Genomic DNA, 25,136 nt, shown 5'->3' with positions numbered 1-25,136 from the left:
GCCGGTACTGGCGATAGAAGACTCAAACCAGTACTGCAGCCCCTGCCCGCCGTTCAGTCTGGGACGATTGTGCAGCCATTGGTCAGCGCCCGGTTGCGCAGTGCCTCGAAGCGTTCGCGCAGCCACAGGTGCAGTTGCGCCACCGCGGGCGTGAGTTGCTTGCGGTGCGGGCACACCAGGGTGACCGGGACGGGTTCACCGAGGTATTCGGGCAGGACGATTTCCAGTTCGCCGGCCACGATGTTGGCGCTTACGTCCAGCCACGACTTGTAGACGATACCTTCACCCTGCAAGGCCAGGCGGCGGATCACATCGGCATCGTCGCTGACCAGCGGCCCGCGCACCTGCACGGTACGGTTGCCCACCCGCCATTTGTCATAGACCCGGTTGTGCTGCATGTACAGCAGGCATGCGTGCTGCTGTAGGGCGTCGGGCGTGAGCGGGTGGCCGTGGCGGGCCAGGTAGTCGGGCGCGGCGACCAGCACCCGGCGGTTCCAGTCGGCCAGCGGCAGGGCAATGTAGTTGGCGTCCTGGTTGAGGCCATAGCGGATCGCCACGTCCACCGGGTCGCGGTTGAGGTCGGCGATCTGGTCGGACAGGAAGAAACGCAGGTGCAGGGCCGGGTGTTCGCGGCGGAAGGCACTCAGCCAGGGCAGCAGCATGTTGCGGCCCAGGTCGGACGGTGCCGACACTTGCAGGGTGCCGCGCAGGGAGTTGGGGTTGCCATGCAGGTCCTCACGGCCCTGGCGCAGGCTCTCCAGCACATTCAGGGCGGTCGGCAGGTACAACTCGCCTTCAGCGGTCAGGCGCAGGCTGCGGGTGGTGCGGGCGAACAGGCGCACGTCGAGTTCGCGCTCCAGGCGCTTGATCGCGGCGGCCACCTGGCCCGGCAGCAGCTGTGCCTCGTGGGCGGCGGCGGTAAAGCTGCCCAGCACGCTGCTGCGGACGAACAGTTCGAGGTCGGCGATGCGCAGCATTTTCACTCCAGGGATGAAAGTGTTGCTGCATTGTGCCGGTTTTTCTTTTCTGCAGGAAAGATAAGATGCCCGGCAAATCCCCCGTTCATTCCCGGAGTTTTGCATGGATACCGTCTCGCTGGCCAAGCGCCGCTACACCACCAAAGCCTACGACGCCTCGCGCCGTATTCCCCAGGCCACTGTCGATGCCCTGCTCGAGCAACTGCGCCACAGTCCGTCCTCGGTCAACTCGCAGCCGTGGCATTTCATCGTTGCCGACAGTGCCGAAGGCAAGGCCCGCCTGGCCAAGAGCACCGCAGAGCGCTATGCCTACAATTCGCCGAAGATCCTCGATGCCTCGCATGTGATCGTGTTCTGCACCCGTACCGAGATGAGCGAAGCGCACCTGAATGCCGTGCTCGACCAGGAAGCTGCCGATGGCCGCTTCCGTGATGAGCAGGCGCGTGCCGCGCAGAACCAGAGCCGCCGGCACTACGTCGACCTGCACCGCTTTGACCAGAAAGACGTGCAGCACTGGATGGAAAAGCAGACCTACCTGGCGTTGGGTACTGCCTTGCTGGGGGCTGCTGCACATGGGCTGGATGCCACGCCGATCGAGGGCTTCGACAGCAAGATTCTCGATGCCGAACTGGGCCTGCGCGAACGTGGCTTCACCAGCGTGGTGGTTCTCAGCCTGGGCTATCGCAGCGAGACGGACTTCAATGCCGGGCTGAACAAGTCGCGGTTGCCGGCTTCGCAGGTGTTCACCTTCCTGTGAGATTGGGGGGCCGCTCTGCGGCCCCGTCTTCCCGGTCGGCTTGCAAAATCCGGCATATGCCGCATACTTCTCGGTAAACGCCGGAAGGGAGAGCGCCATGCTTGCCGAAGTGCTTCGCGACAACGGTTACCACGAGTACCGGGCGCGCCTGCATGCACTGCTGGAAATCCCCGAACTCGCCAGTGATTTCGAAATCCACACCCGCATCACCCATGGCTTTGCCGCCACCTGGCTGGTGAAACTGACCGAACTCGGTGTGTTCACCCCCGTGGAGCGTGACCAGATCATTCCCCTGCGCACCCTGAAATCCCGCATCGAACGCGACCAGCCACTGACCGTGGAAGAAAGCGACCGGCTGTTCCGCTCGGCCCATATCACCGCCATGGCCGAAGCCGTGTTCGGCGAAGCGGGCAAGGCCAAGCGCTGGCTGTCCAAGCCCAAGGAGCGCTTCTCGGGGCTGACCCCCATGCAGATGCTCACCACCCAGCAAGGCACCACTCAGGTCGAAGAGATGTTGCTGCAGATCGCCGAGGGCTTTGGCCTGTGATTCTGTGGCGTATCAGCGCCTATGCAGATTTGAGCGGAACGGGCGGCTTGCGTATCAGCGGCCGCTGGCACCAGGCGGGCCGGCCAGTGGTGTATGCCGCCACCAGTCCGGCCGGGGCGATGCTCGAGGTGCTGGTGCATCTGGAGATCGACCCTGAGGATTTCCCCTCCACCATGAGGCTGCTTCGCATCGAATTGCCCGATACCGTTTCGCAAGCGCAGTTGCCCGTATTGCAGCCTGGCTGGTCGAGCCAGACCGAACTGACCCGGGGCCTGGGCAACCGCTTTCTGGATGAGTGTTCGGCATTGCTGTTGCCGGTGCCGAGCGCGATCATGCCCAGCACCACCAATTACCTGTTCAACCCGCGCCATCCACAGGCAAACAGCGCCAGGCTCGAGGTCGAGGACTTCACTCCGGACAGCCGGCTTTTCTAGGGCAGCTTCACCAAAGCGCTGCTGATGCCGCTGTCAGCACCCGGCCAAACACTTCTAGCGCCTTGTCCACTTCAGCCTCGTTGCTGAACCGCCCGATGCTCAGGCGCACGCTGTTGCGTGCCTGGCGCTCATCCAGCCCCAACGCCAGCAGCACATGCGAGGCTGCATTGCTCGCCGAGTTGCAGGCCGAGGTAGTCGACAACGCCAGCTCGCTGGCCAGCGCCGCACTGTTGAAGCCCTTGTTGTCGATACACAGGTTCAGCGTGTGGGGAATGCGCTGGTTGGCGCAGCTGTTGAGGGTGACGCCGGGCAGGGCCAGCAGGCCTTCGCGCAGGCGCTTGGCCAGTTGCTCGAGGCGCAGGTGTTCGCTGTCGCCGGGCTGGCCGGCCAAGGCAAAGGCGCTGCCCATGCCGGCAATCTGGTGGGTCGCCAGGGTGCCGGAACGCAGGCCCTGCTCATGGCCGCCACCGTGCATCTGCGCGCGCATCAGCGTACGGGCGCGCGGCCCGACGTAGAGTGCACCGATGCCCTTGGGGCCATACACCTTGTGCGCCGAGAACGACATCAGGTCCACGGCCATTACGCTCAGGTCGATGGCCAGTTTGCCCACCGCCTGCGCCGCATCCACGTGCAGCAGGGCACCGTGGGCACGCACCTGTTCGCCAATTGCGGCAAAGTCGGTGATCGTACCCAGTTCATTGTTGACCGCCATCAGCGACACCAGGCGGGTGTCGGTGCGTAACGCTGCCTGCACCGCTGCGGGCTGAATCAGGCCGGCGGCATCCGGTGTCAGGCGGGTAATGGCCCAGCCCTGGCGCTCCAGTTCGGCCACGGTGTCGAGCACGGCCTTGTGTTCCAGCTGGCTGGTGATCAGGTGCCCGGGCTGGCCGAGGCCTTGGGCAATGCCCTTGAGCGCCAGGTTATTGGACTCGGTTGCACCCGAGGTCCAGACCAGTGCATCGGCCTGTGCGCCGACCCGTTCGGCCACTTGCTGGCGGGCTTGCTCCACGGCGCGGCGGGCAGCCTGGCCGAAGGCATGGCCACTGGACGCCGGGTTGCCGAAGTTGGCCTGGCTGCCAAGGCAGGCGAGCATGGTTTCGATGACCCGGTCGTCGACCGGAGTGGTGGCGGCGTAATCGAAGTAGAGCGGGGCGCTAGGCATTGGGGCGGGTCCGTGTCTGTTGCCGTGAAATCGGCGATCGTTGAAGCAAGCGTACCCACTGCTGGAGAGACATTTTTCGCTTCCAGCGACTCTGTTCTCAAGATTTTTGAAAAAAATTTCTCTCTAATAAGTGATACATAGAATATTTTTCTCTTGGCCGGGAGGGGCTCACCAAAGGCCCCTCGGTAGCCTTCTTCAGGCCGACTCCACAGCCTTCTCTTCCTCGGCCACCACGCGTTCGCACAACTCGGTGATCTGCTCGCGCATCCAGCGGTTGGCCGGGTCCTGATCGGTGCTTTCATGCCAGTACAGGTGCGTTTCCAGCGCTGGTACCTCCACCGGCAGTGCTTGGTAGCGCAACTGATGGCGGCGGGCAAAGCGCTCGGGGACGGTCATCGCCATGTCGGTCTGCTGCAACACCTGCGAGGCCATCAGGTAATGCTGCGAGCGCAAGGCAACCTTGCGTTGCACGCCCATCTTGCCCAGGGCCAGGTCGACGTAGCCCAGGCCATTGCGGCGGCTGGAGATATGGATGTGGGTCATGCCCAGGTAGTTGTCCAGCGTCAGCTTGCGGTCTGCCAGTGGGTGGCCCTGGCGCAGGGCGCAGACATAGCGGTCTTGCATCAGTTTGACGTGGCGTACCTGCGGGTCGGTGTTCAACGGTGCGTCGATGGCGAAGTCCAGGCGGCCGGCGGCGAGTTCCTTGGTGGTCTCGCGGCGCTTGCACAGGAAGCTCTCGATCAGCACCGCCGGCGCCAGGCGGCGCAAGCGCTGGAACAGAGGCGGCAGGATCACCGCTTCGGTCAGGTCGGTCATGCTGATGCGGAAGGTCTTGTTGGCCTGTTGCGGGTTGAAGATGCGGCTTTCCTGCACTGACGTGCGCAGCAGCGCCAGGGCATTGCGCACCGGGCCGATGATGTTCTGCGCCATGGGCGTGGGCACCATGCCTTGCGCAGTGCGCACGAACAGCGGGTCGTTGAAGGTTTCACGCAGCCGCGACAGGGCGTTGGACACTGCCGGCTGGGTGATGCCGACGATCTGCCCGGCGCGGGTCAGGTTGGCTTCGGTGTAGATCGCATCGAACACGATGAACAGGTTGAGGTCGACCTTGCTGAGGTTCATGGGCGCCGCTCTTTGTTGGAATTATGGGGCGATCATATATCGGTTATGAATGTTTATACACGTGGAAAATAGACTAGGTGGATGGGCCCATGCTGCTCTAGGCTCTGGCCCATGTACTCCGAACCGTGAAGGTAGCCCCGATGGATTTCGCCTATTCGCCCAAGGTCCAGGCACTGCGCGAGCGCGTCAGCGCGTTCATGGACGCCTATGTCTACCCCGCCGAGGCGGTGTTCGAGCGCCAGGTCGCCGAGGGCGACCGCTGGCAGCCCACCGCGATCATGGAGGAGCTCAAGGCCAAGGCCCGCGCCGAAGGGTTGTGGAACCTGTTCCTGCCCGAATCTGAATACGGCGCCGGCCTGAGCAACCTGGAATATGCCCCGCTGGCGGAAATCATGGGCCGCTCGTTGCTCGGCCCGGAGCCGTTCAATTGCTCGGCGCCGGACACCGGCAACATGGAAGTGCTGGTGCGCTATGGCAGCGAGGCGCAGAAGCGCCAGTGGCTGGAGCCGCTGCTGCGTGGCGAGATCCGCTCGGCGTTCGCCATGACCGAACCGGACGTGGCCTCCTCGGATGCCACCAACATGGCTGCCACCGCGGTGCGTGATGGTGACCAATGGGTAATCAACGGGCGCAAGTGGTGGACTTCCGGCGCTTGCGACCCACGCTGCAAGGTGATGATCTTCATGGGCCTGTCCGACCCTGAAGGGCCGCGCCACCAGCAGCACTCGATGGTGCTGGTGCCCACCGATACGCCCGGGGTGAAGATCGTCCGCCCGCTGCCGGTGTTCGGCTATGACGATGCCCCCCATGGCCACGCCGAGGTGCTTTTCGAGAACGTGCGGGTGCCGTATGAGAACGTGATCCTGGGTGAGGGCCGTGGCTTCGAGATTGCCCAGGGGCGCCTGGGGCCGGGGCGTATCCACCACTGCATGCGTTCGATCGGCATGGCCGAGCGGGCGCTGGAACTGATGTGCAAGCGCTCGGTGGAGCGTACGGCTTTCGGCCGGCCATTGGCGCGCCTGGGCGGCAACGTCGACAAGATCGCCGACTCGCGCATGGAGATCGACATGGCCCGGCTGCTGACACTGAAGGCGGCCTACATGATGGACACGGTCGGCAACAAGGTGGCCCGCAGCGAGATCGCGCAGATCAAGGTCGTGGCACCGAACGTGGCACTGAAGGTGATCGACCGGGCGATCCAGATTCATGGCGGGGCAGGGGTGAGTGGCGACTTCCCGCTGGCCTACATGTATGCCATGCAGCGCACCCTGCGCCTGGCCGACGGGCCGGATGAAGTGCACCGGGCAGCAATTGGCAAGTATGAGATCGGCAAGTACGTGCCGGCGGAGATGTTGCGTAGCGGGCGGTGATTTTGCCGGCCTGTTCCGGCCTCTTCGCGGGCCTGCCCGCTCCCACAGGTACCGTGCCGCCTCCGAGCTGCGCGCAGTACCTGTGGGGGCGGGCAAGCCCGCGAAGGGGGCCCTTGACGGTTCACTGTGTCTTCAGGTCCACCCCCCGATCCTTGGCCGCCTTCGTCGCCAGCAGACTCATGGGCTTGCTCATCTCAAACTTTGTAAGAAACTTCTGAATTTCGACCCAAGCCACTTGAGCCTCCCTTGCTGATGTTAGGTTTTCAACCTCAACCATGCACAGGGAGTTTGTATATGCGTGTCAGTCTGGAGGGAAAAGGTCAGGCAGTAGATAGCGATGTCACCACTACGGGGGCTGTCTGCATTGCGACGGACGCCAGCTATCTTGACGAGGGCCGAATGGTGCTGCGCGAAGGTGATCGCACCACGCCATGCCCTCTCTGCGGGCAGGAGGGGATGGTCGCTGAAGGGGTGGACCACTTCATTTCCGATGGCCGCCGGGTGGCCATGGACGGTGCGCTGGTAGTCTGTGGCTGTCCACCGGGCAGCAATCGGGTGGTCGCACCGTTGGGTGAAGCATTTCCACCCCTGCGTTCCCTTGGAGGGCGCGCGAATAGCCACTCTGCCGCGCCATCAGCTGCGATCTACCCCGGGCGTTTCTCCCAACCCATAGTAAGTGCGTTGCCCGGAACCCTGGAGCCCGGGTTCTATGTAGTGCCTCGGCGCATGTCATTTGCACAGGTGCTGCTGCAATTGGCCGAGCACGATGCCACGTTGCCAATCTCCCGGCTGCAACGGCTTAACCCGACGTTCGAGCAAGGCTTCAAGGCAGGGGAAATCTTCGTTATCGGTGACCCTGACAATGGTGATGCCTGCACCCGCGAGGAGGGGCAGTTGATGGCGGCGGCGCAGCACGCACGCCGCGCGTTGGCGGTGCTCGATTTCGCCGAAGCGGACTTCATGATGGAGCACCAGGCCGAAATCGCCGGCTTGCTCAGCAATGCCAGCCAGTCCATGGGCGTGGGCAAGGACATGCTGGAACAAGGTTTGAAGCAGGTCAGTAATACGCTGACCAGTATCGAGCAACTGCATCAGCGCGAGTTCATGCGCCATGGCCACTTGAACAGCCCGGGCTTCTTTGCTGAACGGCGACAGCTGCTGCAGCAACTGGATGGACAGTTGAAAGCGGCGTACCTCAACAAACAGCTGAACCTGGGCAGCTATGAGCGGCTGAAGAAGAGCTTGAACATTTCGACCAAAAGACTTGTGCACCATTGGTCGAAGGCGGGCGGGCCGGGGCAGATTCCGGGGTATGCGACGCACCTGGACAAGGTGGCGCGGCTCAGCAAGTACCTTGAATATGGCGGGTATGCTGCAATTGGATTGGGTGGGACTTCGTCTTATCTGAAAGTGCAGGAGGTCTGTCGGGCCGGAAACGAAGAAGCTTGTGCAAGGATCCGATATGTTGAAACTGGATCGTTCGGCATTGGGGTAGGAGGAGCGACTGCGGGAGCAATAGTGGCTGGCGCTGCAGCCGGCACGTTATGTGCCGCTTTTAGCGTAGGTACTGCGGGTCTGGCGGCTCCATTGTGTGGGATTTTAGTCGCGGGAGCGGGTGGGCTAGCAGGAGGAAAGTTAGGTGAAATGGCTGGCGAGTTTATGGGGGAGTTCATATATGAGGCCTCAAATGATGAGTTTTGAAAGCTGGCCCGTCACTATGAAGCTGATATTTATAGCTATCCCTTTTTTCATTTCCTTGCTAGGCGCATCAATTAGTCTTTACATCACCCTGACACGTGACTTTCACGTTGCCTGCTCGGCAATTACTAGCAATCCATATATAGAGCGGGTGAAGGTGGTCTGGGGAACATCAAGCCTGAAGTGGCGATGGATGCTGGTCTGCAATATTGGCGGTCTTGTTACATTTCCATGGCTGGCGTTGCGCTACGACAAGCTGGATATTGAGGAGTTGAAAGCATTTCCGGCGAAACTCAGGCGAAAGCTTGTGATTTCAGTATGGTTGTCAATCATTGGGTTTAGTGGTATTGCGGTTACGGTTGCAATAATCGAACTCTCCAAAGCTCAGTGATCACGGGCTGTCTCCTATATGGTACGACGCCTCGCCTAATTCGTGTCTATGTTGAGCGAGTCGACTATCAGTCATATGGAGAGCTACCTTTCACAGCTTGTACTGGTCCTTGTAGGAGAGGTTTTGTGTTGCGACAGGGCTTCGCAGCAACCCGGAAATTTATGCTGCGAAGCTGAAATCCTAGGTCTGCTACGAAGTCCTGTCGCGATACGAGGTCGTTCCTGCTGATCTGCTTTCGGCTTTGTCATGGGGGATTAGTTGTAATCGGATGGATAAAGTTAGACACGGTGGGTTTTCTGCAATTGGGTTGGGTGGGACTTCGTCTTGCTTGAAAGTGGAGGAGGTTTGTCGAGCACGGGAGACCGAGGCTTGCAAGGCCGTGCGTCTGAAAGAAGTTGGAAATTTCAGTGGAGGTGTTGTTGGTGGAACAGCAGGAGGCTTCATCGCAAGCTTGGCAGTTCCTTCTGTCTGTGCTGTTTTCGCTATTGGAACTGCAGGTGTAGGGGCTCCAGTGTGTGGTATCGCTCTCATTGGAGCCGGCTCTCTGGCCGGAGGCTTGGCAGGCGGGGATGTGGGAGAGATGTTGGGAGAAAAGATCTATGAGTCCATCGCTGATTGATGTAAACAGCTGGCCGCTGAGGATTCAGTTACTTTTTCTGGTTATGCCATTTGCCTTGAGTGTTGGTGGTTTGGCAGTTAGCGGTTATGTCGCTTGGTCTCGTGAGTTTGAGCTTGTCAATAGCTCCATACGAAGCAATGCCTACCTGGAAAAGATGAAGCGTTTTGCGGGAACCACTACTTACCGTGCACGATGGATGGTTGTCTGTGTTGTCTGCGGTTTACTGAATTTTCCTCTATTTCATTCAAGAATAGGCGTTGTGGACGCTGATGAATTAAAAGCTTTTCCGTTGAAGTTAAAGCGCAAGCTGGTTTTTTCGAGCTGGCTGGTAATAATTGGTTCAGCGTGGCTAGCCATTGCTTATGCGATGGTTAAACATTAAAGCTTGGGGTGTCAGACCCGCATCTGCGGGTCTTCCTCTTTCTGGCTGGCTGTACTATTGGCATTTGAAGGATGTCTGGATTGAGCCTCCTTGCTTTCCGGTTTATCCCCCCGCGTCTTGAGCAACGAAACCACCACCCCACCCAGCAACAACCCGAACGTCACCCCCAACGACAGCAACGCCGGCACCTTACCCACCATGCCGTGATAGAAGATTTTGCAGCCAATGAAGATCAACACCAGCGCCAACGCGTACTTGAGGTACACAAACCGGTGCATCAACGCCGCCAGCGCAAAATACAGCGAGCGCAAGCCGAGGATAGCGAAGATGTTCGAGGTGTAGACAATGAACGGGTCCTGGGTGATGGCGAAGATTGCCGGCACGCTGTCGACGGCGAACACCAGGTCGGCCAGTTCGATCAGTACCAGTGCCATGAACAGCGGGGTGGCATAGCGCACTGCCTTGTGCTCCCCGGGCGGGGTCTGGTGCACGAAGAAGTGCGAGCCGTGGATCTGCTCGGTGACCCGCATGTGCCGGCGCACGAACTTCAGGATCGGGTTGTTGGCCAGGTCGGGACGGCTGTCTTCTTTCGACAGCGCCATCTTCACCCCGGTAAACAGCAGGAAGGCACCGAAGATATACAGCACCCAGGCGAAGTTCTGCACCAGCGCCGCGCCCACGCCGATCATGATCGCCCGCAGGAACACCACCCCGAGGATGCCCCAGAACAGCACGCGGTGCTGGTAGCGGCGGGGGATGGCGAAGTAGCCAAAGATCATCGCCATGACGAACACGTTGTCCATCGACAGCGACTGCTCGACCAGGAACCCGGTGTAGAACTCCAGCGCCGACTGCGCACCCAGCTGGTACCAGACCCCGGCGCCGAACAGCACGCCGACGCTGAAATAGCCCGAATACAGCAGCAGGCTTTCACGCATTTCGATTTCCCGGTCGTGGCGGTGCAGCACACCCAGGTCGAGTACCAGCAAACCGATGACGATGGCCATGAACACCAGCCACAACCAGGTGCTGGTACCGAGGAACGGGGTGGTGAGGAATACCTGTAGAGCTGTCATGAGCCCCTCCTTGAATGTCGACGTTGCATGGCAACAGTGATCCGACATGGCGGCCTGGCAGCCGTCAGAGGGGCCCGGTATCACATGGGCTTGAGCCTAGACCCGTTTGCCGGTGATGCCGAATGGGGAGCTGTTACATTTCTTTGCCAGGCAAGGCACACAGTGTACGCACGCACCCTGTAGGAGCAGCACATAAGTCATTGAATTAGCAGGACCCTGTGGGAGCGGCTTTAGCCGCGAACACCGGCGCAGCCGGTGCCATGCACCGCGTTGGATTCTTCGCGGCTAAAGCCGCTCCCATAGGGTACGCGGACCGCTTGCGAATTCAGCTCTCCAAGCGACAGCGCAGCCCAAAGGGCTGGGTAATCACCTACAGGGATGTGCGCTGCTTTCAGATCAATACACCCACACTTCCACCCGACGATTACGCAGTCGCCCTTGCTCCAGCTCGTTTCCTGCCACCGGCAGTTCATCCCCCATACCCGTCACTTCAAGCACCTCCACGCCATCGCGCGCCAGCTCACGGCGCACGGCCTGGGCCCGCAGGCGGGAGAGCAGGGCGGCGCGACCGGGTGTCTCCTTGGGGTCGCCAAAGCCCACCAGCACCGCTTTACGCTGCAGCTTGCCAGCGTTGCGCAGGTACTCGGCCACCCGCTGTACATCACGCAGGGCCTTGTTGTCGAGGCTGGCGCTGCCTTCCTGGAAGCGGAAGTTGACGCTCAGCCGCTGCGCCTGCTGGGCCAGGGTGCGATAGCGCGGCGGCATGTCGGCCAGGGGCGCTACAGGTTGGGCCTTGATCTGCTGCGAAACGAAGCCCTGCCGGGCGACGATCGCCTGGCCGGCCGGGCTCTGGGCAAAGTCAGCCAGGGCCCTGGCCTGGGGCTTGGGGTTGGCCGGCAAATAGAAGTACAAGCGCCGTGACAATGGGTAGTCTTCGCTGGCTACAAGCGCGCGCTCCGGCAACATGGCAGGTGCGTCGCCCTCGGCCACCGCCAGCACCTTGGCCCCGTGTATTGCTGCCAGGCTGCTGAAGCCGATGGCCTGGCGGTCGGTGCTCACTCGCGCGGCCAGCTCGTCGCTGGACTCGAAGCGTTGGGCCTTGGGTGAAAGCTCGCCGTGCTGGGGTTCCAGCACCAGTGCCTTGAAGGTCTCAAAGGTACCGGAGCGGTCGTCACGGGCGTACAGGTGGATGGCCCCGCCACTGACGCCCAGTTGCTCCCAGCGCTGGATCTGCCCCGAGAAAACCTGCGCCAGTTGCCGGGTAGTGAGCTGCGGCAACGGGTTGTCAGGGTGAACGATGACTGCAACGCCATCCAGGCCGATGACTTGTTCGGCGGCAGCGGCGCGCAGGTCGCCCAAAGCCTGCAGTTGGCGTGCTTCGCTGTCGTTGATCGGCCGCGAGGCGGCGGCCAGGTCGGCGTCGCCATGGCCCAGGGCGAAGAAGCCGGTGCTGGAACCGTGGGCGGCGATATCGATGCGCAAAGGCTGGCCGTGCGCGTCACGTGCGGTGATAACGGTCTCGTTGGCCAACTCGCCCGGGTGTTGTTCGATGGCAGTAGCTTGCTGTGCGCGCAACTGCCCTTGCACCAGCGCCGGCAGCAAGGCCGCGCCAATGGTGTTGGAGCCTTGCACGCGCAGGGGCGCGGGCTCGGCCAGGGTCGCCAGCGGTAGCAGGGTGAGCAGCAAGACAAGCAGGCGTGGCATGCCGGGAGGCCTATGGCATAGGGTTGGCCGGCAGATTACGACAGTGGCGTGATGATAATGTGACGGTGTTGTTCACATCTTGAGTTGTGCGGCACCTGGTAGACCGAGCGCCGCCCGCGCGGCGCTTGATCTACCAGGCGTTGCAGCACTCAAGATGTTAATGCGCCCCGGCGGACTTGCTCAGGTCACTCTCTGCCCACTCGGTATAAATGCACGCATCCGCCACCGCCCAGCGCACCTTCACGGTATCCCCCGGCTGCATCGGCATGCCCGCGGCCGACAGCGCCTTCACCGTCAGCTCGGTGCCGCCCGCGGTCACCACATGGCAGGTCTGGCTCTCGCCCAGGAACAATACTTCGCCAACCTTGGCGCTGACCTCGTTCCAGCCCGCCGGGAGTGGCTCGCGCGTGGCCTGTTCGGCGGTCAGGGCCAGGGCCTTTTCCGGGCGCACCATGATCAGGGCATCCTGCGAGGCGGCCAGCCCCGGGGTCAGGCGGATGGCCACCGGCTGGCCCTCGAAGCTGCCCGCGCCATTGCTGCTGGCCTTGATCCGCAGGAAGTTGGAGTTACCCAGGAACGAGGCGACGAAGGCATTTGGCGGGTTCTGATACAGGTCGTAACCGGTGCCTAGGCCGACGATCCTGCCGTGGCTGAAGATGGCGATGCGCTGGGACAGGCGCATGGCTTCTTCCTGGTCGTGGGTGACGTAGACGATGGTGATGCCCAGGCGCCGGTGCAACTGGCGCAGTTCGTCCTGCAGGTCTTCGCGCAGCTTCTTGTCCAGCGCGCCGAGCGGCTCGTCCATCAGCAGGATGCGCGGCTCGTACACCAGCGCCCGGGCAATCGCCACACGCTGCTGCTGGCCACCGGACATCTGCGACGGCTTGCGGTGGGCGAACTTCTCCAGCTGCACCAGCTTGAGCATGGCATCGACGCGCTTGCTGGTTTCGCTGGCGCCGAGCTTGCGGATGGCCAGCGGGAAGCCGATGTTGTCGCGCACGTTCAGGTGCGGGAACAGCGAATAGCGCTGGAACACCATGCCGATGTCGCGCTTGTGCGGTGGCACGTTGACCAGCGACTGGCCATCGACCAGGATCTCGCCGCTGCTCGGCGTTTCGAAGCCGGCCAGCATCGACAGGGTGGTGGACTTGCCCGAGCCGCTGGAGCCGAGAAAGGTCAGGAACTCGCCGTCCTGGATTTCCAGGTCGAGGTTGTCCACGGCGGTGAAGTCGCCGTAGTGCTTGTTGAGGCCGCGCAGGCTGACCAGGGTCTTGCCGTGCGCGTTGTCTTTGATCACTGCACTCATTGTTGTTTTCTCCGCGCGCTCAGGCGTTGGCTTCGGTGCGCCGGCGCAAGGCGGCGGCAATGAACATGACAAGCAGCGACAGGCCGATCAGCAAGGTCGAGGCCACGGCGATGACCGGGCTGAGGTCCTGGCGCAGGGTGGTCCACATCTTCACCGGCAGGGTCTGCAGGTCGGGGCTGGCCATCATCACGCTCAGCACCACTTCATCCCACGACACCAGAAAGGCGAACAGGCCGCCGGCGATCATCCCCGGGCGAATCGCCGGGAAGGTCACCTTGAAGATCGCCTGCAGGCGCGAGGCGCCACAGATCACCGCGGCATCCTCGATCGACTGGTCGAACAGCTTCAGCGAGTTGATGATCGAGATGATGGTGAAGGGCAGGGCGACGATCACGTGGCTGACCACGAAGGCGAACAGCGTGCCGGTGTAGCCAAGCTTGAGGAACAGCGCGTACACCGCCACGGCAATGATCACCAGCGGCACGATCATCGGCATGGTGAACAGCCCGTACAGCAGCTCGCGGCCGGGGAAGCGGCCACGCACCAGGGCGAATGCGCTGGGCAGGCCGAGCAGCACGGCGGCGATGGTGGTCAGCACGGCCACCTTCAGGCTGGCCAGCGCGGCGTCCATCCACTCCGGGTTGGAGAAGAACTGGCCGTACCACTTGAAGGTCCAGCCCGGTGGCGGGAACACCAGCCACTGCGATGAGCCGAACGACAGCAACACGATGAACACCACTGGCAGCAGCAGGAAGGCCGCGATGACCCCGGTGGTCAGGTACAGGCCTGTACGCAGCGGGCGGCCCATGGCATTGGGAGACAGGAGCATGGTGGTTTACCTCGCGTTGCCAACCGGGGATTCCGGCTGCAGCTTCAGGTACAGGTAGAAAAGCACCAGGGTGATCACCACCAGCAGTGCGGCGGCGGCGCTGGCCAGGCCCCAGTTGAGGAACGACTGCACCTGCTGGATGATGAATTCGGGCAGCATCATGTTTTGCGCACCGCCCAGCAGGGCCGGGGTGACGTAGTAACCGAGCGACATCACGAACACCATCAGCGCCCCGGAGAACAGCCCCGAGCGGCACAGCGGCAGGAACACCTTGCAGAAATTGGTCCACGGGCTGGCGCCGCAGATAGAGCCGGCCTGCAGCACCATCGGGTCGATGGCATGCATGGTCGCCTGCAGCGGCAGCACGATGAACGGGATCATGATGTAGCTCATGCCGATCACCACGCCGGTCAGGTTGTGCACCATTTCCAGCGGAGCATCGATGATACCCATGGCCATCAACGCCTTGTTGATCACCCCCGAGCTCTGTAGCAGCACCAGCCACGAGTAGGTGCGCGCCAGCAGGCTGGTCCACATCGACAGCAGCACGATGTTCAACAGCCAGCGGCCCCAGCCCTTGGGCACCAGGGTTATTGCCCAGGCCAGAGGGAAGCCCAGCAGCACGCTGATCAGGGTGACCACGCCGGCCACCGAGAAGGTGTTGAACAGTACCCGCGCATAAGCCGAGTTGGCGAACAGCTGCTCGTAGTTGCCCAGGCCCGGCGTTGGCTCCAGCACCCCGCGCAGCAACAGGCCGGCCAGCGGGGCGAAGAAGAACAGGCCAAGGAACAGCAGGGCCGGCAGCAGGTTGCGGCTGCCTTTCCAGCGCTGGCTCAGGCTGACGCGGCGGGGGGCCGTTCCCGGGGCGCCGGTGCCCGTGGGGGCACCTTGCGCGTTATGCAGGGCGTTGATGGCGACTTTCATTTGACCAACCACTCATTCCAGCGGGCTGCAATGGCCTGGCCGTTCTTGGCCCAGTAGGCGAAGTCGAGGGTGACCTGGTCCTGGGCGTAGGCGGTCGGCAGATTCTGTGCGAGGTCTTTGTCGAGCTTGGCCACGCTGTCGACGTTCACCGGCGCGTAGGCGGTCTTGTTGGCGAATTCGGCCTGGCCTTCGGCGCTGCTGGCGTTGGCCAGGAACTTCATGGCGGCGTCCTTGTTCTTGGCGCCTTTGGGGATGACCAGGAAATCGGCCATTACCAGGTTCTGCTTCCAGCTCACGCCCACCGGTGCACCGTCCTGCTGCAAGGCATAGACGCGGCCGTTCCAGAACTGGCCGAGCGAGGCTTCACCGGAGGCCAGCAGTTGCTGCGACTGGGCGCCACCGCCCCACCAGACAATGTCTTTCTTGATGGTGTCGAGCTTCTTGAAGGCGCGGTCCAGGTCCAGCGGGTACAGCTTGTCGGGAGCTACGCCGTCGGCCAGCAGGGCCAGCTCCAGTACGCCAGGGCTGGGCCATTTGTACAGGGCACGCTTGCCGGGGTAGGCCTTGGTATCGAACAGTGCGGTCCAGTCCACCGGTTTGTTGGCACCGAGCTTGCCTTCGTTGTAGCCGAGCACGAAGGAGAAGAAGAACGAGCCGACGCCATGGTCGGAGACGAAGCGTGGGTCGATCTTGTCGCGCTTGATCTGGTTGAAATCGAGGGGTTCGAGCAGGCCTTCGCTGGCGGCACGCAGGGCGAAGTCGGCTTCGACGTCGACCACGTCCCACTGCACGTTGCCGCTCTCGACCATGGCCTTGAGCTTGCCGTAGTCGGTGGGGCCGTCCTGGACGACTTTGATGTCGGTGGCTTTGGTGAAGGGTGCGGCCCACGCTTCTTTCTGGGCGTCCTGGGTTGTACCGCCCCAGCTGACGAAGTTCAGGCTGTCGGCGGCCTGGGCGGCCTGACATGCCAGGGTCAGCAGGCTGGCGGACAGCACTGCGGTTACACGTTTGCTCAACAGCATGGTTACGCCCTCGTTGCTTTTGTTATTCGAGGCGGGGCTTATGGTGCGCCCGCCAACAGTGTTCGGGGAGCAGCTAAAACAAAGTGTCTTGTGGCCGTTTGTGATTGTAGGTGCCGGCCTGCAGATTTAAGGTCTACGGGATATCATATTATGGTATTCCAAACTTTTGGCAAGAGGTATGAGGCGACCGGCCATCACTCCGTCCTTTCAGAAACAGCGCGGACCCTGTGGGAGCGGGTTCACCCGCGAATGCGTTGGTGGCTTCACCATCGTATTCGCGGGTGAACCCGCTCCCACAGAGCCCTGCCAGGTCAGTTGCTTATGTGCTTTAGCCGACCATGTCTGGTTCGAACGGTATGCTCTGCACCACCTCCAGCTCATACCCGGCCAGCCCCGCATATTTCAGCGGTGGGCCCAGATGGCGCAGCTTGCCCACGCCCAGGTCCTGCAGAATCTGCGCCCCGGTGCCCACCTCCGAATACACTTTCGATTGCCCACGCTGGTAAGGCCGCACCGGCTGGGTCAGCTGCGGCACGCGCTCCAGCAGTGCCTGCGAGGACTCATGGTTGGCGAGGATCACCACCACGCCAGCGCCTTCCTCGGCCACCTTCTGCAGCGCCGCCCATAGCGTCCAGTTGGCCGGCCCGGCGTATTCGGCACCGACCAGATCACGCAGTGGGTCGATCACGTGCACCCGTACCAGGGTCGGCTGCTGGCGGCGGATATCGCCCATGACCATGGCCATGTGCACGCCACCTTCGATGCGGTCTTCGTAGGTGACCAGGCGGAAGGTGCCATGCACGGTCGGCAGTTCGCGTTCGCCGATGCGCTTGATGGTCTGCTCGGTGCTCAGGCGGTAGTGGATGAGGTCAGCGATGGTGCCGATCTTGATGCCATGCCGGGCAGCGAACACTTCCAGGTCCGGGCGGCGGGCCATGGTACCGTCGTCGTTGAGCACTTCGACGATCACCGAGGCCGGGGTGAAGCCCGCCAGGCGCGCCAGGTCGCAGCCGGCTTCGGTGTGGCCGGCACGGGTCTGCACACCGCCTTCGCGGGCGCGCAGGGGGAAGATGTGGCCGGGTTGCACCAGGTCTTCGGGGCGGGCGTTGGGGGCCATGGCTGCCGCCACGGTGCGCGCACGGTCGGCGGCGGAAATACCCGTGGTAACGCCCGTGGCCGCCTCGATCGACACGGTGAAGGCAGTGCTGAACACGCTGCCGTTGGCTGGCACCATCTGCTCCAGGCCCAGGCGTTGGCAGTGTTCGTCGGTCAGGGTCAGGCAGATCAGCCCGCGCGCTTCACGGGCCATGAAGTTGATAGCCTGGGCGTCGCAACGCTCGGCGGCGATCAGCAGGTCGCCTTCGTTTTCCCGGTCCTCGTCATCCACCAGCAGGACCATCTTGCCTTGCCGGTAGTCCTCGAGAAGTTCTTCGATGGTGTTGAAAGCCATGTTGCACGCTCACTGTGGTGGGGTGATTATTATGGTATACCATCATACACAAATATCGCCGTAACAGGAGAGCAGCGCATGAAGGCCTATTGGATCGCCCATGTGGACGTGACCGACCCCGAGCAATACCAGCAGTACACCCAGCGCGCCCCGGCTGCCTTCAAGGCATTCGGCGGCCGCTTCCTGGCCCGTGGCGGGCGTAGCGAGGCGATGGAAGGGCGGCCTACCCCTCAGCGTAGCGTGGTGATCGAGTTCGAATCTTACGAGCAGGCGGTGGCGTGTTACCGGTCCGAGCTGTACCAGCAGGCATGCCGCCATCGTCAGGGGGTGGCGAAGGCTGAGGTGATCATCGTTGAAGGGTTCGAGCCCTGAGTGATGGCTGCTGGCCCTATCGCTGGCTTGCCGGCGATAGGGCCATTACTGTCAAAGCAGAAACTCAAGGCATGCCAGGTAGTTCATGCGGTCGCAGGTCGAACACCAGCACTTCGGCATCCACCCCATTGCCCAGCTCCAGCAGCTGTTCCTGCCTTACCCGAACGCCATCCCCTTCATTGAGCAGCTGCCCATTGAGCTCGACACTGCCCCGGGCCACATGCACATAGGCATGGCGGTTTTCCGGCAAGGTCAGCGTGGCGCGTTCGTCACCGTCGAACAGACCGGCATACACCCGCGCATTCTGCCGCACCTGCAGTGAACCCTCAGTGCCATCCGGCGAGATGATCAGGCGCAGCTTGCCGCGCTTTTCATCAGCACTGAAATGCTGTTGCTGGTATCGCGGTGTTGCCCCTTGCACGTTCGGCACGATCCAGATCTGCAGGAAGTGCACCGGTTGCACCTGGCTGTGGTTGAACTCGCTGTGGGCCACGCCATGGCCAGCGCTCATCAGTTGCACATCGCCCGGGCGGATAACCGAGCCGGTGCCCAGCGTGTCCTTGTGCTCCAGCGCGCCTTCCAGCACGTAGGAGAAAATCTCCATGTCTCGGTGCGGGTGTTCGCCAAAGCCCTTGCCGGGGATGACGCGGTCGTCGTTGATCACCAGCAGGTCGGAGAAACCTTGTTCGTCCGGGTTGCGGTAATGGCCGAAGGAGAAGGTGTGGAAGGACTTCAGCCAACCATGGAAGGCCAGGCCGCGGTCTTGGGCGTTGCGTACGGTGAGCATGGTGATTCTCCTTGAGTGCCGGGGCCGGGAGGGCTGCCGTGCTGTCGATGGAGATAACTTTACTGTCACCTTAATATTTAAAAAATAGCGGCTGAATTGAATTACTGTCTTGTTATGGGTGACAGTTGGTTCAGGTTTTTGTAGGGCAATTCTGAATTTTCCGCCGTTCGGTCTCTGTCCGTTCTGCCGGTGATAGCGTCGGGATTTCCATACAGGGAGTTGCTCATGACACGCATTTCGATACATGGCAAAGGACAGGCACTCGATGGAGACCTCACCACCACCGGGGCGGTCTGCATAGCCAGCAGTACCAACTATCGGGGGAACAACCAGCGTGCTCTGCGCCTGGGGGACACCACGACAGAGTGCCCGGAATGCAAGAAGCCCGGTGTAATCGTTGAAGGGTTGCCTTTCTTCAACATCGAAGGAAAACCAGCTGTGGTAGACGGGGCGCTGGTCAAGTGTGGCTGTCCAGAGGGCAATAACCGGGTCATTGCAAGGTCTGCGGTTCACTCTGCGGGTGGCCGTGCAACTCAGACAGCGCCATCGTCGCCTACCACCCGGAGTTCGCCTTCCTCACCGGAGCAGACCCCAGCCCAGGCTTTCAGCGCTTTTGAACGCGACTCAACGGCGATATTGGAGCCGGGTTTCCATATCGTGCAGCGCAGCATGTCTTTCGAGCAGGTGCTGCAAAGCCTGGGCGCAACAAATAGCCTGCTGCCTGTCTCGCTGCTGCAACGCCTGAATCCGACCTTTGCCGAAGGGTTCAAGGCGGGCGAGATTTTTGTTCTCGGCAGCCCGAGTAGTGGCTATGCCTGCAGCTTTGAGGAGAACCAGCTGATCATGGTGGCAGAGAGGGCGCGGGAGTCGCTATCGATTCTCTCCCATGAAGAAGCCAACTTCATGATGGAACACATCGGTGAGATTGCTGGAGTGCTCAATGGGGCGAGCCAGTCGATGGGCGTGGGTAAGGATATGCTCGAGCGAGGGCTGGGGCAGGTCAAGGATACGTTGAAAGGGATCGAGGCTCTGCATCAACGAGAGTTCACGGTGCATGGCCATCTGAACAGTCCGAGTTTCTTTGCTGCGCGTAGGGAACTCTATCAGCAACTCGGGGCGCAACTGCGGGTTGGCTTTTTGAACAAGGCATTAAATCTGGGAAGTTATGACACCTTGCGCCGGGACCTCGGTATCTCCACGAAAAGCGTGGTGCATCATTGGAAGAAGGCAGGTGTGCCGGGGCAGATACCCGGGTATGCAACACATCTGGATGAAGTGGCGAAAACCTCACAGTATCTCAAGTATGGCGGCTGGATCGGGATCGGGCTTGGCGGTGGCTCCTCTTATCTGAAGGTTCATGAAGCTTGCCGCGCAGGTGAGACCGAAGAATGCAAGAAAATCCGATTCACAGAGACCGGGAGCTTCTCGGGTGGGTTAGCCGGGGGAATGGCAGGCGCAAAACTGGCGGCTGATGCATCCCAATTGGTTTGTGCATTTGGCATCTACGGCAAAGTGGCTTGCGGAGTTTTGTTGGTTGGCAGTGCTTCATTTGCTTTGAGCAAAATGGGCGAACGTCTAGGAGAGACAACCGGTGAGTTACTGTTCGAGAAACTCTATGACTGAGTTCACAGCGTGGCCTATAAACTTGCGGCTTGCATTTCTATTGGCACCCTTTGTCATCGGGGCTGTCGGGCTGGGAATTCACTACCGTTTAACGATAGGGAGGCGCTTTGAGGAGCTTTGCTCGGTGTTTCAAAACAGCCCGGGCCTGAAAGAAGATCTGAAATATTGGACCACGATATCGACCCGAACGAGGGCAATGATTGTTTCAGGCGTTATGCTGGGAGCAGTTTTTCCTGCGCTGGTTGTTCGTAGAGGGCTGTTGAATGCTGAAGACTGTCGGAACTGTCCTATTCATCTCAAGCGTCGCTTGCAAATCTCCTTTTGGTGTAATGCTGTTGCATGCACATGGGCAATTGCAGGCTGGACCATCATTGAGCTCGGCAAACAATAGCCATAAAGAGACCCGCCTGTCTCTTATTTGAAGGTTCGTGAAGCTCGCCGCGCAGGTGAGAGCGAGGAATCCAAGAAAACCCGATTCACAGAGACCGGTAGCTTTACAGGTGAGCTTGCAGGGGGCGCTGGGGTAAATGGGCAATCTCCGCCGTATGTAAGTTCGGCCTGTGGGGTAAGACCGCTTGTGGAGTTGTCGTTGTGGGTGCAGGTGCTTTAGGGACGCAAAAAGTTCTGAGGCGCTTGGAGAGTTCATGGGGGAAAGTATTTATGAGGCTATCTATGCTTGACCTCAGCGATTGGCATGTGGGCATCCGCCTGGTTGTATTGTTGATACCAGCGGCGGCAGCGCTTAGTGGGCTGGCGATTGATGGTCATATCGCAATATCCCGTCACTACCAGGTCATGTGCGATTCATTCAGCCGCAGTAGCGCTCTGAATGAGGAACAAAGATTTTCGGGTGAATTTGGTCTTAAGTCTCGATTCTTGGTTATCGCAGGTATGACGACCCCATTAATGCTACCTCGGCTCTTCATCCGCCGTGGCACATTGCACCCTGATGACTACAGGCAGTTTCCACGATATCTGAAGCGGCGTATGAAGCTAGCGATGGTTTTAATGGTCTCTGGACTTGTATTGGCAGCAGTTGTAATGAACTTCTTTAAGTTGTAAGGCCAGAAGACAAAGCCCGCTCACGCGGGCTTTGTCTTCACGGATACCACGTTCAAACCGGGAGATAGCATACGTGATCACGTCTGCAAATAAACCGAAACGGCATTTCTGGCGCTGGGTGGTCGCGATTATGCTCAGCCCAATCGTCTTTTGGTATGTTGCCACACCGCGCGTGAGTTTTCATTTTTCTGACAAGGGGCAGGGGCGTCTCGGCTACATCTTGAATGTCCAGCACGACATATCAAAAGGTGAAATCTACCCGGGCGAAACCACAGGCGGCGGCGGGCATATTTTCCCGAACGACCAATTTTTCATGCAACTCGATTGGAACAACCGTGGAAAGTGGCACTGTATTCGGGCCAAACCCAAGTGGCCCAGGATCGATATCTACATCGGGGCGGACGGTGCCATAGATAGCCGCACCGATGGCAGATTCATTGAAGCCTGCGGGCCATTTCCGCAATAGAAGCAAAAGACCCGCCTGGGCGGGTCCTCTGCTCATCGACTCACTGCAGATGTACTTTAAGTTCGGTGCCGGCCTGCCTCATCGCCGCCTTCACCGCCGGCACCAGGCTCAACGGGTTCAACAACCCATAGTCATGAATCATCCCGTTGTAGCGCACCGAGGTCACCGTCACACCTGCCGCATTCAACTTGCGGGCATACGCTTCACCTTCATCGCGCAGCACGTCGAACTCGGCCGTCTGCACCAGTGCTGGCGGCAGGCCCTTGAGCTGTTCGCTGCTGGCGCGCAGCGGCGAGGCGTAAATCTGTTCCCGTGCCTTGGCATCGGTGGTGTAGTTGTCCCAGAACCATTTCATCATGCCGGTGGTGAGGAAGTGTCCCTCGGCAAACTGCTTGTACGACGCGGTCTCGAAGCTGGCATCGGTCACCGGCCACAGCAGCAGCTGGAAGCGCAGGGCCGGGGTGCCGGCCTCTTTGGCCTTCAAGGCAACTACTGCCGCCATGTTGCCGCCGACGCTGTTGCCGGCCACAGCCAGGCGCTTGCCGTCCACGCCGATTTCCTTGCCATGCTCGGCCACCCATTGGGTGGCGGCGTAGGCCTGGTTGATTGCCGTCGGGTAATGCGCTTCCGGCGACGGGGTGTAGTCCACATAGACCGCCACCGCACCAGAGCCAACCACCAGATCGCGGATCAGCCGCTGGTGGGTCGGGAAGTCGCCGAGTACCCAGCCGCCACCGTGGAAGAACATGAACACCGGCAGGTCACCCTTCACATTGGCCGGGCGTACCACTTGCAGCTTGATCGACTCGCCGTTGGCCTGGATGGTGCGTTCCTTCACTTCGATACCAGAGAGGTCAACCTTGACCGAAGCCTGGGCGCCGGTCAGCACGGCGCGGGCGTCTTTCGGGCTGAGCTGTTCCAGCGGCTTGCCGCCGCCTTGCTCCAGGGCTTCGAGGAAGGCCTGGGTGTGCTGTTCGACACCCGGGCTGCCAGCGGCGAAGGCGCTGGAAACGGACAGGGCCAGCAGGGAGGCGGTGAGGGTTTTGTGGACAATGTTCATGAGCGAATCCTTTTCTGTGCAAGTGTTGGTAGTGGGCGTCTTGCCTGGCCTTCAGGGCCATCGCTGCGACTTGTGCGTAGATTAGGGAGATGCATCGATGGGAAAAAGCCGCTATAAAGCGTTTGACTGTCACTATGAGCGAGACAATGAATCCCTACGAAGACATGCGCATCTTTGCCCAGGTGATGGAGGCCGGCAGTTTCACCGCCGCTGCCGACCGCCTGGGCATGTCCAAGCAATCGGTCAGCCGGCGCCTGATGCAGCTTGAGGAGCGCCTGGGCGTGCGCCTGCTCAATCGCTCCACCCGGCGCCTGGACGCCACGCCGCTGGGTCAGCACTACTACCAGTCGGCGCTGCGCCTGCTCGGCGAAGTGCAACAGGTGGAGCACGACATCAGCGGCCAGGCTCAGGCCTTGCGCGGCACCTTGCGCCTGAGCGTGCCGCTGTCGTTCGCCATGGCGCACCTGGGCTGCCTGCTGACCGAGTTTCTGCAGTTGCACCCGCAGGTGGATGTGGAAGTGGATTTGAGCGACCGCGCCGTGGACCTGATCGGCGAGGGCTATGACCTGGCGCTACGGATTGGTGCGCTGGAGGACTCCAGCCTGATTGCGCGGCGTATTGCCAGTGTCGAGCGGGTGTATTGTGCGAGCCCGGTGTACCTGGAAGCGCGGGGCGTGCCGGCCAGGCCGGACCAGCTGGCCGGGCATGACTGCCTGCCCTATGGGCATTCGCGGCAGGTGCAGTGGCAGTTCAGGCATGGCGGCAAGGCCCAGGCGATCCAGGTGACCGGGCGCATGCGGGCGAACAATGGCGAGCTGCTAAGGGATGCGGCGATTGCCGGGATGGGGGTGACTTATCTGCCAACCTTCATCGTGGGCCAGGCACTGGCAGATGGGCGGCTGGTGACGGTGCTGGATGAGTGGCGACCGCCGGCGCTGCAGCTGTCGGCGGTGTACCCGCAGCACCGGCAGGTGGCGCGGCCGGTGCAGGGGTTTGTGAACTTCCTGCGTGAGCGGTTGGTGCAGCTCTGACCTTCAGTACCGTGTGGGCTTCTTCGCGGGTGAACCCGCTCCCACAGGTACTCCACAGCCCCCAAGCCTTGTGATGACCCTGTGGCAGCGGGCATGCCCGCGAACACCGGCGCAGCCGGTGCCAGCCACCGCGTTGACTTCTTCGCGGGTGAACCCGCTCCCACAGGTACTCCACAGCCCCCAAACCTTGTGATGAGCCTGTGGGAGCGGGCGTGCCCGCGAACACCGGCGCAGCCGGTGCCAGCCACCGCGTTGGCTTCTTCGCGGGCATGCCCGCTCCCACAGGTATGCCACAGCACCCAAGCCTTGTGATGACCCTGTGGGAGCGGGTTTACCCGCGAAGAGGCCGGTACAGGTTATTGCATCAACTCCTCCACCCCGACCCAACCACCCTCGAACTCGTCCATGGCATCCAGCACCGCTTCACGGAAATACGCCAGCGAAGCCCGATCAAACAGCAACTGCAATGCTGGCCTCTCATCACTCCCCACATTCAGCACGATCACGTTGATCCGCGCCGCCGAGGTCTGCGCTACCGCGCCAACGGGAAACGCCTGGGCACGCAAGTCCACCCCGCACAACTTGGCCATCACCGCGCTGCAGTACAGCCCCGACAGCTGCAACCAGGCATGGCTGTCCTGGCGCGGTAGCAGGTAGTTGCGCTGGGCTTCCTGCACCCACCCGGCCTCTTCGGCAGCCACCCGTGCACCGTCGTCGGCCAGGCTGCCCAGCAGCAGGTACTCGGTCTGCGACAAGCGCGCTACCCAGCCACCGTCTTGCTGGCGCACGGCCTGGTTGGGCAGCGACGGCAAGTGGTAGCCACGCGCCTGCAGATAAGCGGCACTGTCGCCCCCACGAAACCCGACCCGTGCCAGATCGGTCAGGTCAGTCAACGCGCAGGTGTGCACCAGCTCGGCCCGCGGGTTGCGTAAAACAATAGCTTCGGCTTGCAAACTGGTCATGGC

The 25,136-nt window shown here is 61.4% G+C and carries 26 protein-coding genes; 13 read left to right on the top strand and 13 right to left on the bottom strand.

Annotation, left to right across the window (positions count from 1 at the left end; genetic code table 11):
* Window positions 1–53: 53 nt before the first annotated feature.
* On the bottom strand, window positions 54–977 hold the full coding sequence (locus A4C63_RS24705) for a LysR family transcriptional regulator (protein WP_063915061.1): 924 nt from the start codon (window positions 975–977) through the stop codon (window positions 54–56).
* Window positions 978–1,080: 103 nt separating this feature from the next.
* Here A4C63_RS24705 and nfsB point away from each other — a divergent pair, with 103 nt between their 5' ends.
* The 3 genes from nfsB to A4C63_RS24690 all read left to right on the top strand — a co-directional run bounded on the left by nfsB (window position 1,081) and on the right by A4C63_RS24690 (window position 2,715).
* Complete coding sequence (gene nfsB, locus A4C63_RS24700) at window positions 1,081–1,734, top strand: oxygen-insensitive NAD(P)H nitroreductase (RefSeq protein WP_063915060.1); 654 nt, start codon at window positions 1,081–1,083, stop codon at window positions 1,732–1,734.
* 97 nt (window positions 1,735–1,831) lie between these two features.
* Window positions 1,832–2,281 (top strand): antitoxin Xre/MbcA/ParS toxin-binding domain-containing protein, encoded by a 450-nt coding sequence (locus tag A4C63_RS24695; RefSeq protein WP_063915059.1) that lies wholly within the window; start codon window positions 1,832–1,834, stop codon window positions 2,279–2,281.
* The gene (locus A4C63_RS24690) at window positions 2,278–2,715 is read left to right on the top strand and encodes an RES family NAD+ phosphorylase (RefSeq protein ID WP_063915058.1); all 438 of its coding nucleotides are present in this window, start codon (window positions 2,278–2,280) and stop codon (window positions 2,713–2,715) included. The genes A4C63_RS24695 and A4C63_RS24690 overlap by 4 nt, the downstream gene beginning before the upstream one ends.
* A gap of 7 nt (window positions 2,716–2,722) precedes the next feature.
* Here A4C63_RS24690 and A4C63_RS24685 read toward each other — a convergent pair whose 3' ends face one another.
* Together A4C63_RS24685 and A4C63_RS24680 are read right to left on the bottom strand one after the other, a co-directional pair.
* Window positions 2,723–3,877 carry a cysteine desulfurase family protein gene (locus tag A4C63_RS24685; RefSeq protein WP_063915057.1) on the bottom strand — a complete coding sequence of 385 codons (1,155 nt, stop codon included), beginning with the start codon at window positions 3,875–3,877 and terminating at the stop codon, window positions 2,723–2,725.
* Window positions 3,878–4,072: 195 nt separating this feature from the next.
* A complete protein-coding gene (locus A4C63_RS24680) occupies window positions 4,073–4,999 on the bottom strand; it encodes a LysR family transcriptional regulator (RefSeq protein WP_063915056.1) in 927 nt (308 codons plus the stop codon).
* A 140-nt stretch (window positions 5,000–5,139) separates the two neighbouring features.
* Between A4C63_RS24680 and A4C63_RS24675 the strand changes: the two genes are divergently transcribed.
* The 4 genes from A4C63_RS24675 to A4C63_RS26465 all read left to right on the top strand — a co-directional run bounded on the left by A4C63_RS24675 (window position 5,140) and on the right by A4C63_RS26465 (window position 9,459).
* Window positions 5,140–6,369, top strand: coding sequence for an acyl-CoA dehydrogenase (locus A4C63_RS24675; RefSeq protein WP_063915055.1), 1,230 nt, complete (start codon window positions 5,140–5,142; stop codon window positions 6,367–6,369).
* Between the two features lie 294 nt (window positions 6,370–6,663).
* Window positions 6,664–8,070 (top strand): PAAR domain-containing protein, encoded by a 1,407-nt coding sequence (locus tag A4C63_RS24670; protein ID WP_063915054.1) that lies wholly within the window; start codon window positions 6,664–6,666, stop codon window positions 8,068–8,070.
* Complete coding sequence (locus tag A4C63_RS24665; RefSeq protein WP_063915053.1) at window positions 8,057–8,458, top strand: hypothetical protein; 402 nt, start codon at window positions 8,057–8,059, stop codon at window positions 8,456–8,458. The genes A4C63_RS24670 and A4C63_RS24665 overlap by 14 nt, the downstream gene beginning before the upstream one ends.
* Window positions 8,459–9,057: 599 nt before the next feature.
* Entirely contained in the window at window positions 9,058–9,459 is a 402-nt protein-coding gene (locus tag A4C63_RS26465; protein ID WP_156510926.1) for a hypothetical protein, read from the top strand.
* An 11-nt stretch (window positions 9,460–9,470) separates the two neighbouring features.
* Here the strand turns inward: A4C63_RS26465 and A4C63_RS24660 are convergent, their stop codons facing one another.
* From A4C63_RS24660 to ribBA, 7 genes are all read right to left on the bottom strand, one after another.
* A complete protein-coding gene (locus A4C63_RS24660; RefSeq protein ID WP_063915052.1) occupies window positions 9,471–10,535 on the bottom strand; it encodes a TerC family protein in 1,065 nt (354 codons plus the stop codon).
* A gap of 396 nt (window positions 10,536–10,931) precedes the next feature.
* Complete coding sequence (locus A4C63_RS24655) at window positions 10,932–12,239, bottom strand: substrate-binding domain-containing protein (RefSeq protein ID WP_063915051.1); 1,308 nt, start codon at window positions 12,237–12,239, stop codon at window positions 10,932–10,934.
* Between the two features lie 157 nt (window positions 12,240–12,396).
* The gene (locus A4C63_RS24650; RefSeq protein ID WP_063915050.1) at window positions 12,397–13,545 is read right to left on the bottom strand and encodes an ABC transporter ATP-binding protein; all 1,149 of its coding nucleotides are present in this window, start codon (window positions 13,543–13,545) and stop codon (window positions 12,397–12,399) included.
* Window positions 13,546–13,564: 19 nt separating this feature from the next.
* Window positions 13,565–14,374, bottom strand: a complete 810-nt coding sequence (locus tag A4C63_RS24645) for an ABC transporter permease (protein ID WP_063915049.1) — start codon at window positions 14,372–14,374, stop codon at window positions 13,565–13,567.
* A gap of 6 nt (window positions 14,375–14,380) precedes the next feature.
* Window positions 14,381–15,298, bottom strand: coding sequence for an ABC transporter permease (locus A4C63_RS24640; protein WP_063915048.1), 918 nt, complete (start codon window positions 15,296–15,298; stop codon window positions 14,381–14,383).
* Complete coding sequence (locus A4C63_RS24635; protein WP_063915047.1) at window positions 15,295–16,320, bottom strand: ABC transporter substrate-binding protein; 1,026 nt, start codon at window positions 16,318–16,320, stop codon at window positions 15,295–15,297. Before A4C63_RS24635 ends, A4C63_RS24640 begins: the two co-directional genes overlap by 4 nt.
* A 328-nt stretch (window positions 16,321–16,648) precedes the next feature.
* Window positions 16,649–17,770, bottom strand: a complete 1,122-nt coding sequence (ribBA, locus tag A4C63_RS24630) for a bifunctional 3,4-dihydroxy-2-butanone-4-phosphate synthase/GTP cyclohydrolase II (RefSeq protein WP_063915046.1) — start codon at window positions 17,768–17,770, stop codon at window positions 16,649–16,651.
* A 78-nt stretch (window positions 17,771–17,848) separates the two neighbouring features.
* Here ribBA and A4C63_RS24625 point away from each other — a divergent pair, with 78 nt between their 5' ends.
* The gene (locus A4C63_RS24625; protein ID WP_063915045.1) at window positions 17,849–18,142 is read left to right on the top strand and encodes a DUF1330 domain-containing protein; all 294 of its coding nucleotides are present in this window, start codon (window positions 17,849–17,851) and stop codon (window positions 18,140–18,142) included.
* A gap of 64 nt (window positions 18,143–18,206) precedes the next feature.
* On the opposite strand, the gene A4C63_RS24620 is transcribed toward A4C63_RS24625, so the two are convergent.
* On the bottom strand, window positions 18,207–18,929 hold the full coding sequence (locus A4C63_RS24620) for a pirin family protein (protein WP_063915044.1): 723 nt from the start codon (window positions 18,927–18,929) through the stop codon (window positions 18,207–18,209).
* Window positions 18,930–19,154: 225 nt separating this feature from the next.
* Here A4C63_RS24620 and A4C63_RS24615 point away from each other — a divergent pair, with 225 nt between their 5' ends.
* The 4 genes from A4C63_RS24615 (at window position 19,155) to A4C63_RS24605 (ending at window position 22,080) form a co-directional block, all read left to right on the top strand.
* Window positions 19,155–20,552, top strand: a complete 1,398-nt coding sequence (locus A4C63_RS24615; RefSeq protein ID WP_063915043.1) for a PAAR domain-containing protein — start codon at window positions 19,155–19,157, stop codon at window positions 20,550–20,552.
* The gene (locus tag A4C63_RS26460; RefSeq protein WP_156510925.1) at window positions 20,545–20,943 is read left to right on the top strand and encodes a hypothetical protein; all 399 of its coding nucleotides are present in this window, start codon (window positions 20,545–20,547) and stop codon (window positions 20,941–20,943) included. Before A4C63_RS24615 ends, A4C63_RS26460 begins: the two co-directional genes overlap by 8 nt.
* Window positions 20,944–21,224: 281 nt before the next feature.
* The gene (locus A4C63_RS24610; RefSeq protein ID WP_063915042.1) at window positions 21,225–21,614 is read left to right on the top strand and encodes a hypothetical protein; all 390 of its coding nucleotides are present in this window, start codon (window positions 21,225–21,227) and stop codon (window positions 21,612–21,614) included.
* A gap of 73 nt (window positions 21,615–21,687) precedes the next feature.
* The gene (locus tag A4C63_RS24605) at window positions 21,688–22,080 is read left to right on the top strand and encodes a hypothetical protein (RefSeq protein ID WP_256202976.1); all 393 of its coding nucleotides are present in this window, start codon (window positions 21,688–21,690) and stop codon (window positions 22,078–22,080) included.
* A 40-nt stretch (window positions 22,081–22,120) separates the two neighbouring features.
* Here the strand turns inward: A4C63_RS24605 and A4C63_RS24600 are convergent, their stop codons facing one another.
* A complete protein-coding gene (locus A4C63_RS24600; protein ID WP_063915041.1) occupies window positions 22,121–23,140 on the bottom strand; it encodes an alpha/beta hydrolase in 1,020 nt (339 codons plus the stop codon).
* A 146-nt stretch (window positions 23,141–23,286) separates the two neighbouring features.
* Between A4C63_RS24600 and A4C63_RS24595 the strand changes: the two genes are divergently transcribed.
* Window positions 23,287–24,171, top strand: a complete 885-nt coding sequence (locus A4C63_RS24595) for a LysR family transcriptional regulator (protein WP_063915040.1) — start codon at window positions 23,287–23,289, stop codon at window positions 24,169–24,171.
* Between the two features lie 356 nt (window positions 24,172–24,527).
* Here the strand turns inward: A4C63_RS24595 and A4C63_RS24590 are convergent, their stop codons facing one another.
* A complete protein-coding gene (locus A4C63_RS24590) occupies window positions 24,528–25,133 on the bottom strand; it encodes a sarcosine oxidase (protein WP_063915039.1) in 606 nt (201 codons plus the stop codon).
* Between the last annotated feature and the right edge of the window lie 3 nt (window positions 25,134–25,136).

The organism is Pseudomonas sp. p21, assembly GCF_001642705.1.
Lineage (GTDB): Bacteria > Pseudomonadota > Gammaproteobacteria > Pseudomonadales > Pseudomonadaceae > Aquipseudomonas.
Note: the sequence above shows the minus strand (reverse complement) of the source record. Positions and strands in the feature narration are given on the sequence as shown.

What these genes read in the sequence shown, in the direction of transcription:
- A4C63_RS24705 (WP_063915061.1), bottom strand. Translation starts at nt 977, where the DNA reads ATGCTGCGCATCGCCGACCTCGAACTGTTCGTCCGCAGCAGCGTGCTG.
- nfsB (WP_063915060.1), top strand. Translation starts at nt 1,081, where the DNA reads ATGGATACCGTCTCGCTGGCCAAGCGCCGCTACACCACCAAAGCCTAC.
- A4C63_RS24695 (WP_063915059.1), top strand. Translation starts at nt 1,832, where the DNA reads ATGCTTGCCGAAGTGCTTCGCGACAACGGTTACCACGAGTACCGGGCG.
- A4C63_RS24685 (WP_063915057.1), bottom strand. Translation starts at nt 3,877, where the DNA reads ATGCCTAGCGCCCCGCTCTACTTCGATTACGCCGCCACCACTCCGGTC.
- A4C63_RS24680 (WP_063915056.1), bottom strand. Translation starts at nt 4,999, where the DNA reads ATGAACCTCAGCAAGGTCGACCTCAACCTGTTCATCGTGTTCGATGCG.
- A4C63_RS24675 (WP_063915055.1), top strand. Translation starts at nt 5,140, where the DNA reads ATGGATTTCGCCTATTCGCCCAAGGTCCAGGCACTGCGCGAGCGCGTC.
- A4C63_RS24670 (WP_063915054.1), top strand. Translation starts at nt 6,664, where the DNA reads ATGCGTGTCAGTCTGGAGGGAAAAGGTCAGGCAGTAGATAGCGATGTC.
- A4C63_RS24665 (WP_063915053.1), top strand. Translation starts at nt 8,057, where the DNA reads ATGATGAGTTTTGAAAGCTGGCCCGTCACTATGAAGCTGATATTTATA.
- A4C63_RS26465 (WP_156510926.1), top strand. Translation starts at nt 9,058, where the DNA reads ATGAGTCCATCGCTGATTGATGTAAACAGCTGGCCGCTGAGGATTCAG.
- A4C63_RS24660 (WP_063915052.1), bottom strand. Translation starts at nt 10,535, where the DNA reads ATGACAGCTCTACAGGTATTCCTCACCACCCCGTTCCTCGGTACCAGC.
- A4C63_RS24655 (WP_063915051.1), bottom strand. Translation starts at nt 12,239, where the DNA reads ATGCCACGCCTGCTTGTCTTGCTGCTCACCCTGCTACCGCTGGCGACC.
- A4C63_RS24650 (WP_063915050.1), bottom strand. Translation starts at nt 13,545, where the DNA reads ATGAGTGCAGTGATCAAAGACAACGCGCACGGCAAGACCCTGGTCAGC.
- A4C63_RS24645 (WP_063915049.1), bottom strand. Translation starts at nt 14,374, where the DNA reads ATGCTCCTGTCTCCCAATGCCATGGGCCGCCCGCTGCGTACAGGCCTG.
- A4C63_RS24640 (WP_063915048.1), bottom strand. Translation starts at nt 15,298, where the DNA reads ATGAAAGTCGCCATCAACGCCCTGCATAACGCGCAAGGTGCCCCCACG.
- A4C63_RS24635 (WP_063915047.1), bottom strand. Translation starts at nt 16,320, where the DNA reads ATGCTGTTGAGCAAACGTGTAACCGCAGTGCTGTCCGCCAGCCTGCTG.
- ribBA (WP_063915046.1), bottom strand. Translation starts at nt 17,770, where the DNA reads ATGGCTTTCAACACCATCGAAGAACTTCTCGAGGACTACCGGCAAGGC.
- A4C63_RS24625 (WP_063915045.1), top strand. Translation starts at nt 17,849, where the DNA reads ATGAAGGCCTATTGGATCGCCCATGTGGACGTGACCGACCCCGAGCAA.
- A4C63_RS24620 (WP_063915044.1), bottom strand. Translation starts at nt 18,929, where the DNA reads ATGCTCACCGTACGCAACGCCCAAGACCGCGGCCTGGCCTTCCATGGT.
- A4C63_RS24615 (WP_063915043.1), top strand. Translation starts at nt 19,155, where the DNA reads ATGACACGCATTTCGATACATGGCAAAGGACAGGCACTCGATGGAGAC.
- A4C63_RS26460 (WP_156510925.1), top strand. Translation starts at nt 20,545, where the DNA reads ATGACTGAGTTCACAGCGTGGCCTATAAACTTGCGGCTTGCATTTCTA.
- A4C63_RS24610 (WP_063915042.1), top strand. Translation starts at nt 21,225, where the DNA reads ATGCTTGACCTCAGCGATTGGCATGTGGGCATCCGCCTGGTTGTATTG.
- A4C63_RS24600 (WP_063915041.1), bottom strand. Translation starts at nt 23,140, where the DNA reads ATGAACATTGTCCACAAAACCCTCACCGCCTCCCTGCTGGCCCTGTCC.
- A4C63_RS24595 (WP_063915040.1), top strand. Translation starts at nt 23,287, where the DNA reads ATGAATCCCTACGAAGACATGCGCATCTTTGCCCAGGTGATGGAGGCC.
- A4C63_RS24590 (WP_063915039.1), bottom strand. Translation starts at nt 25,133, where the DNA reads ATGACCAGTTTGCAAGCCGAAGCTATTGTTTTACGCAACCCGCGGGCC.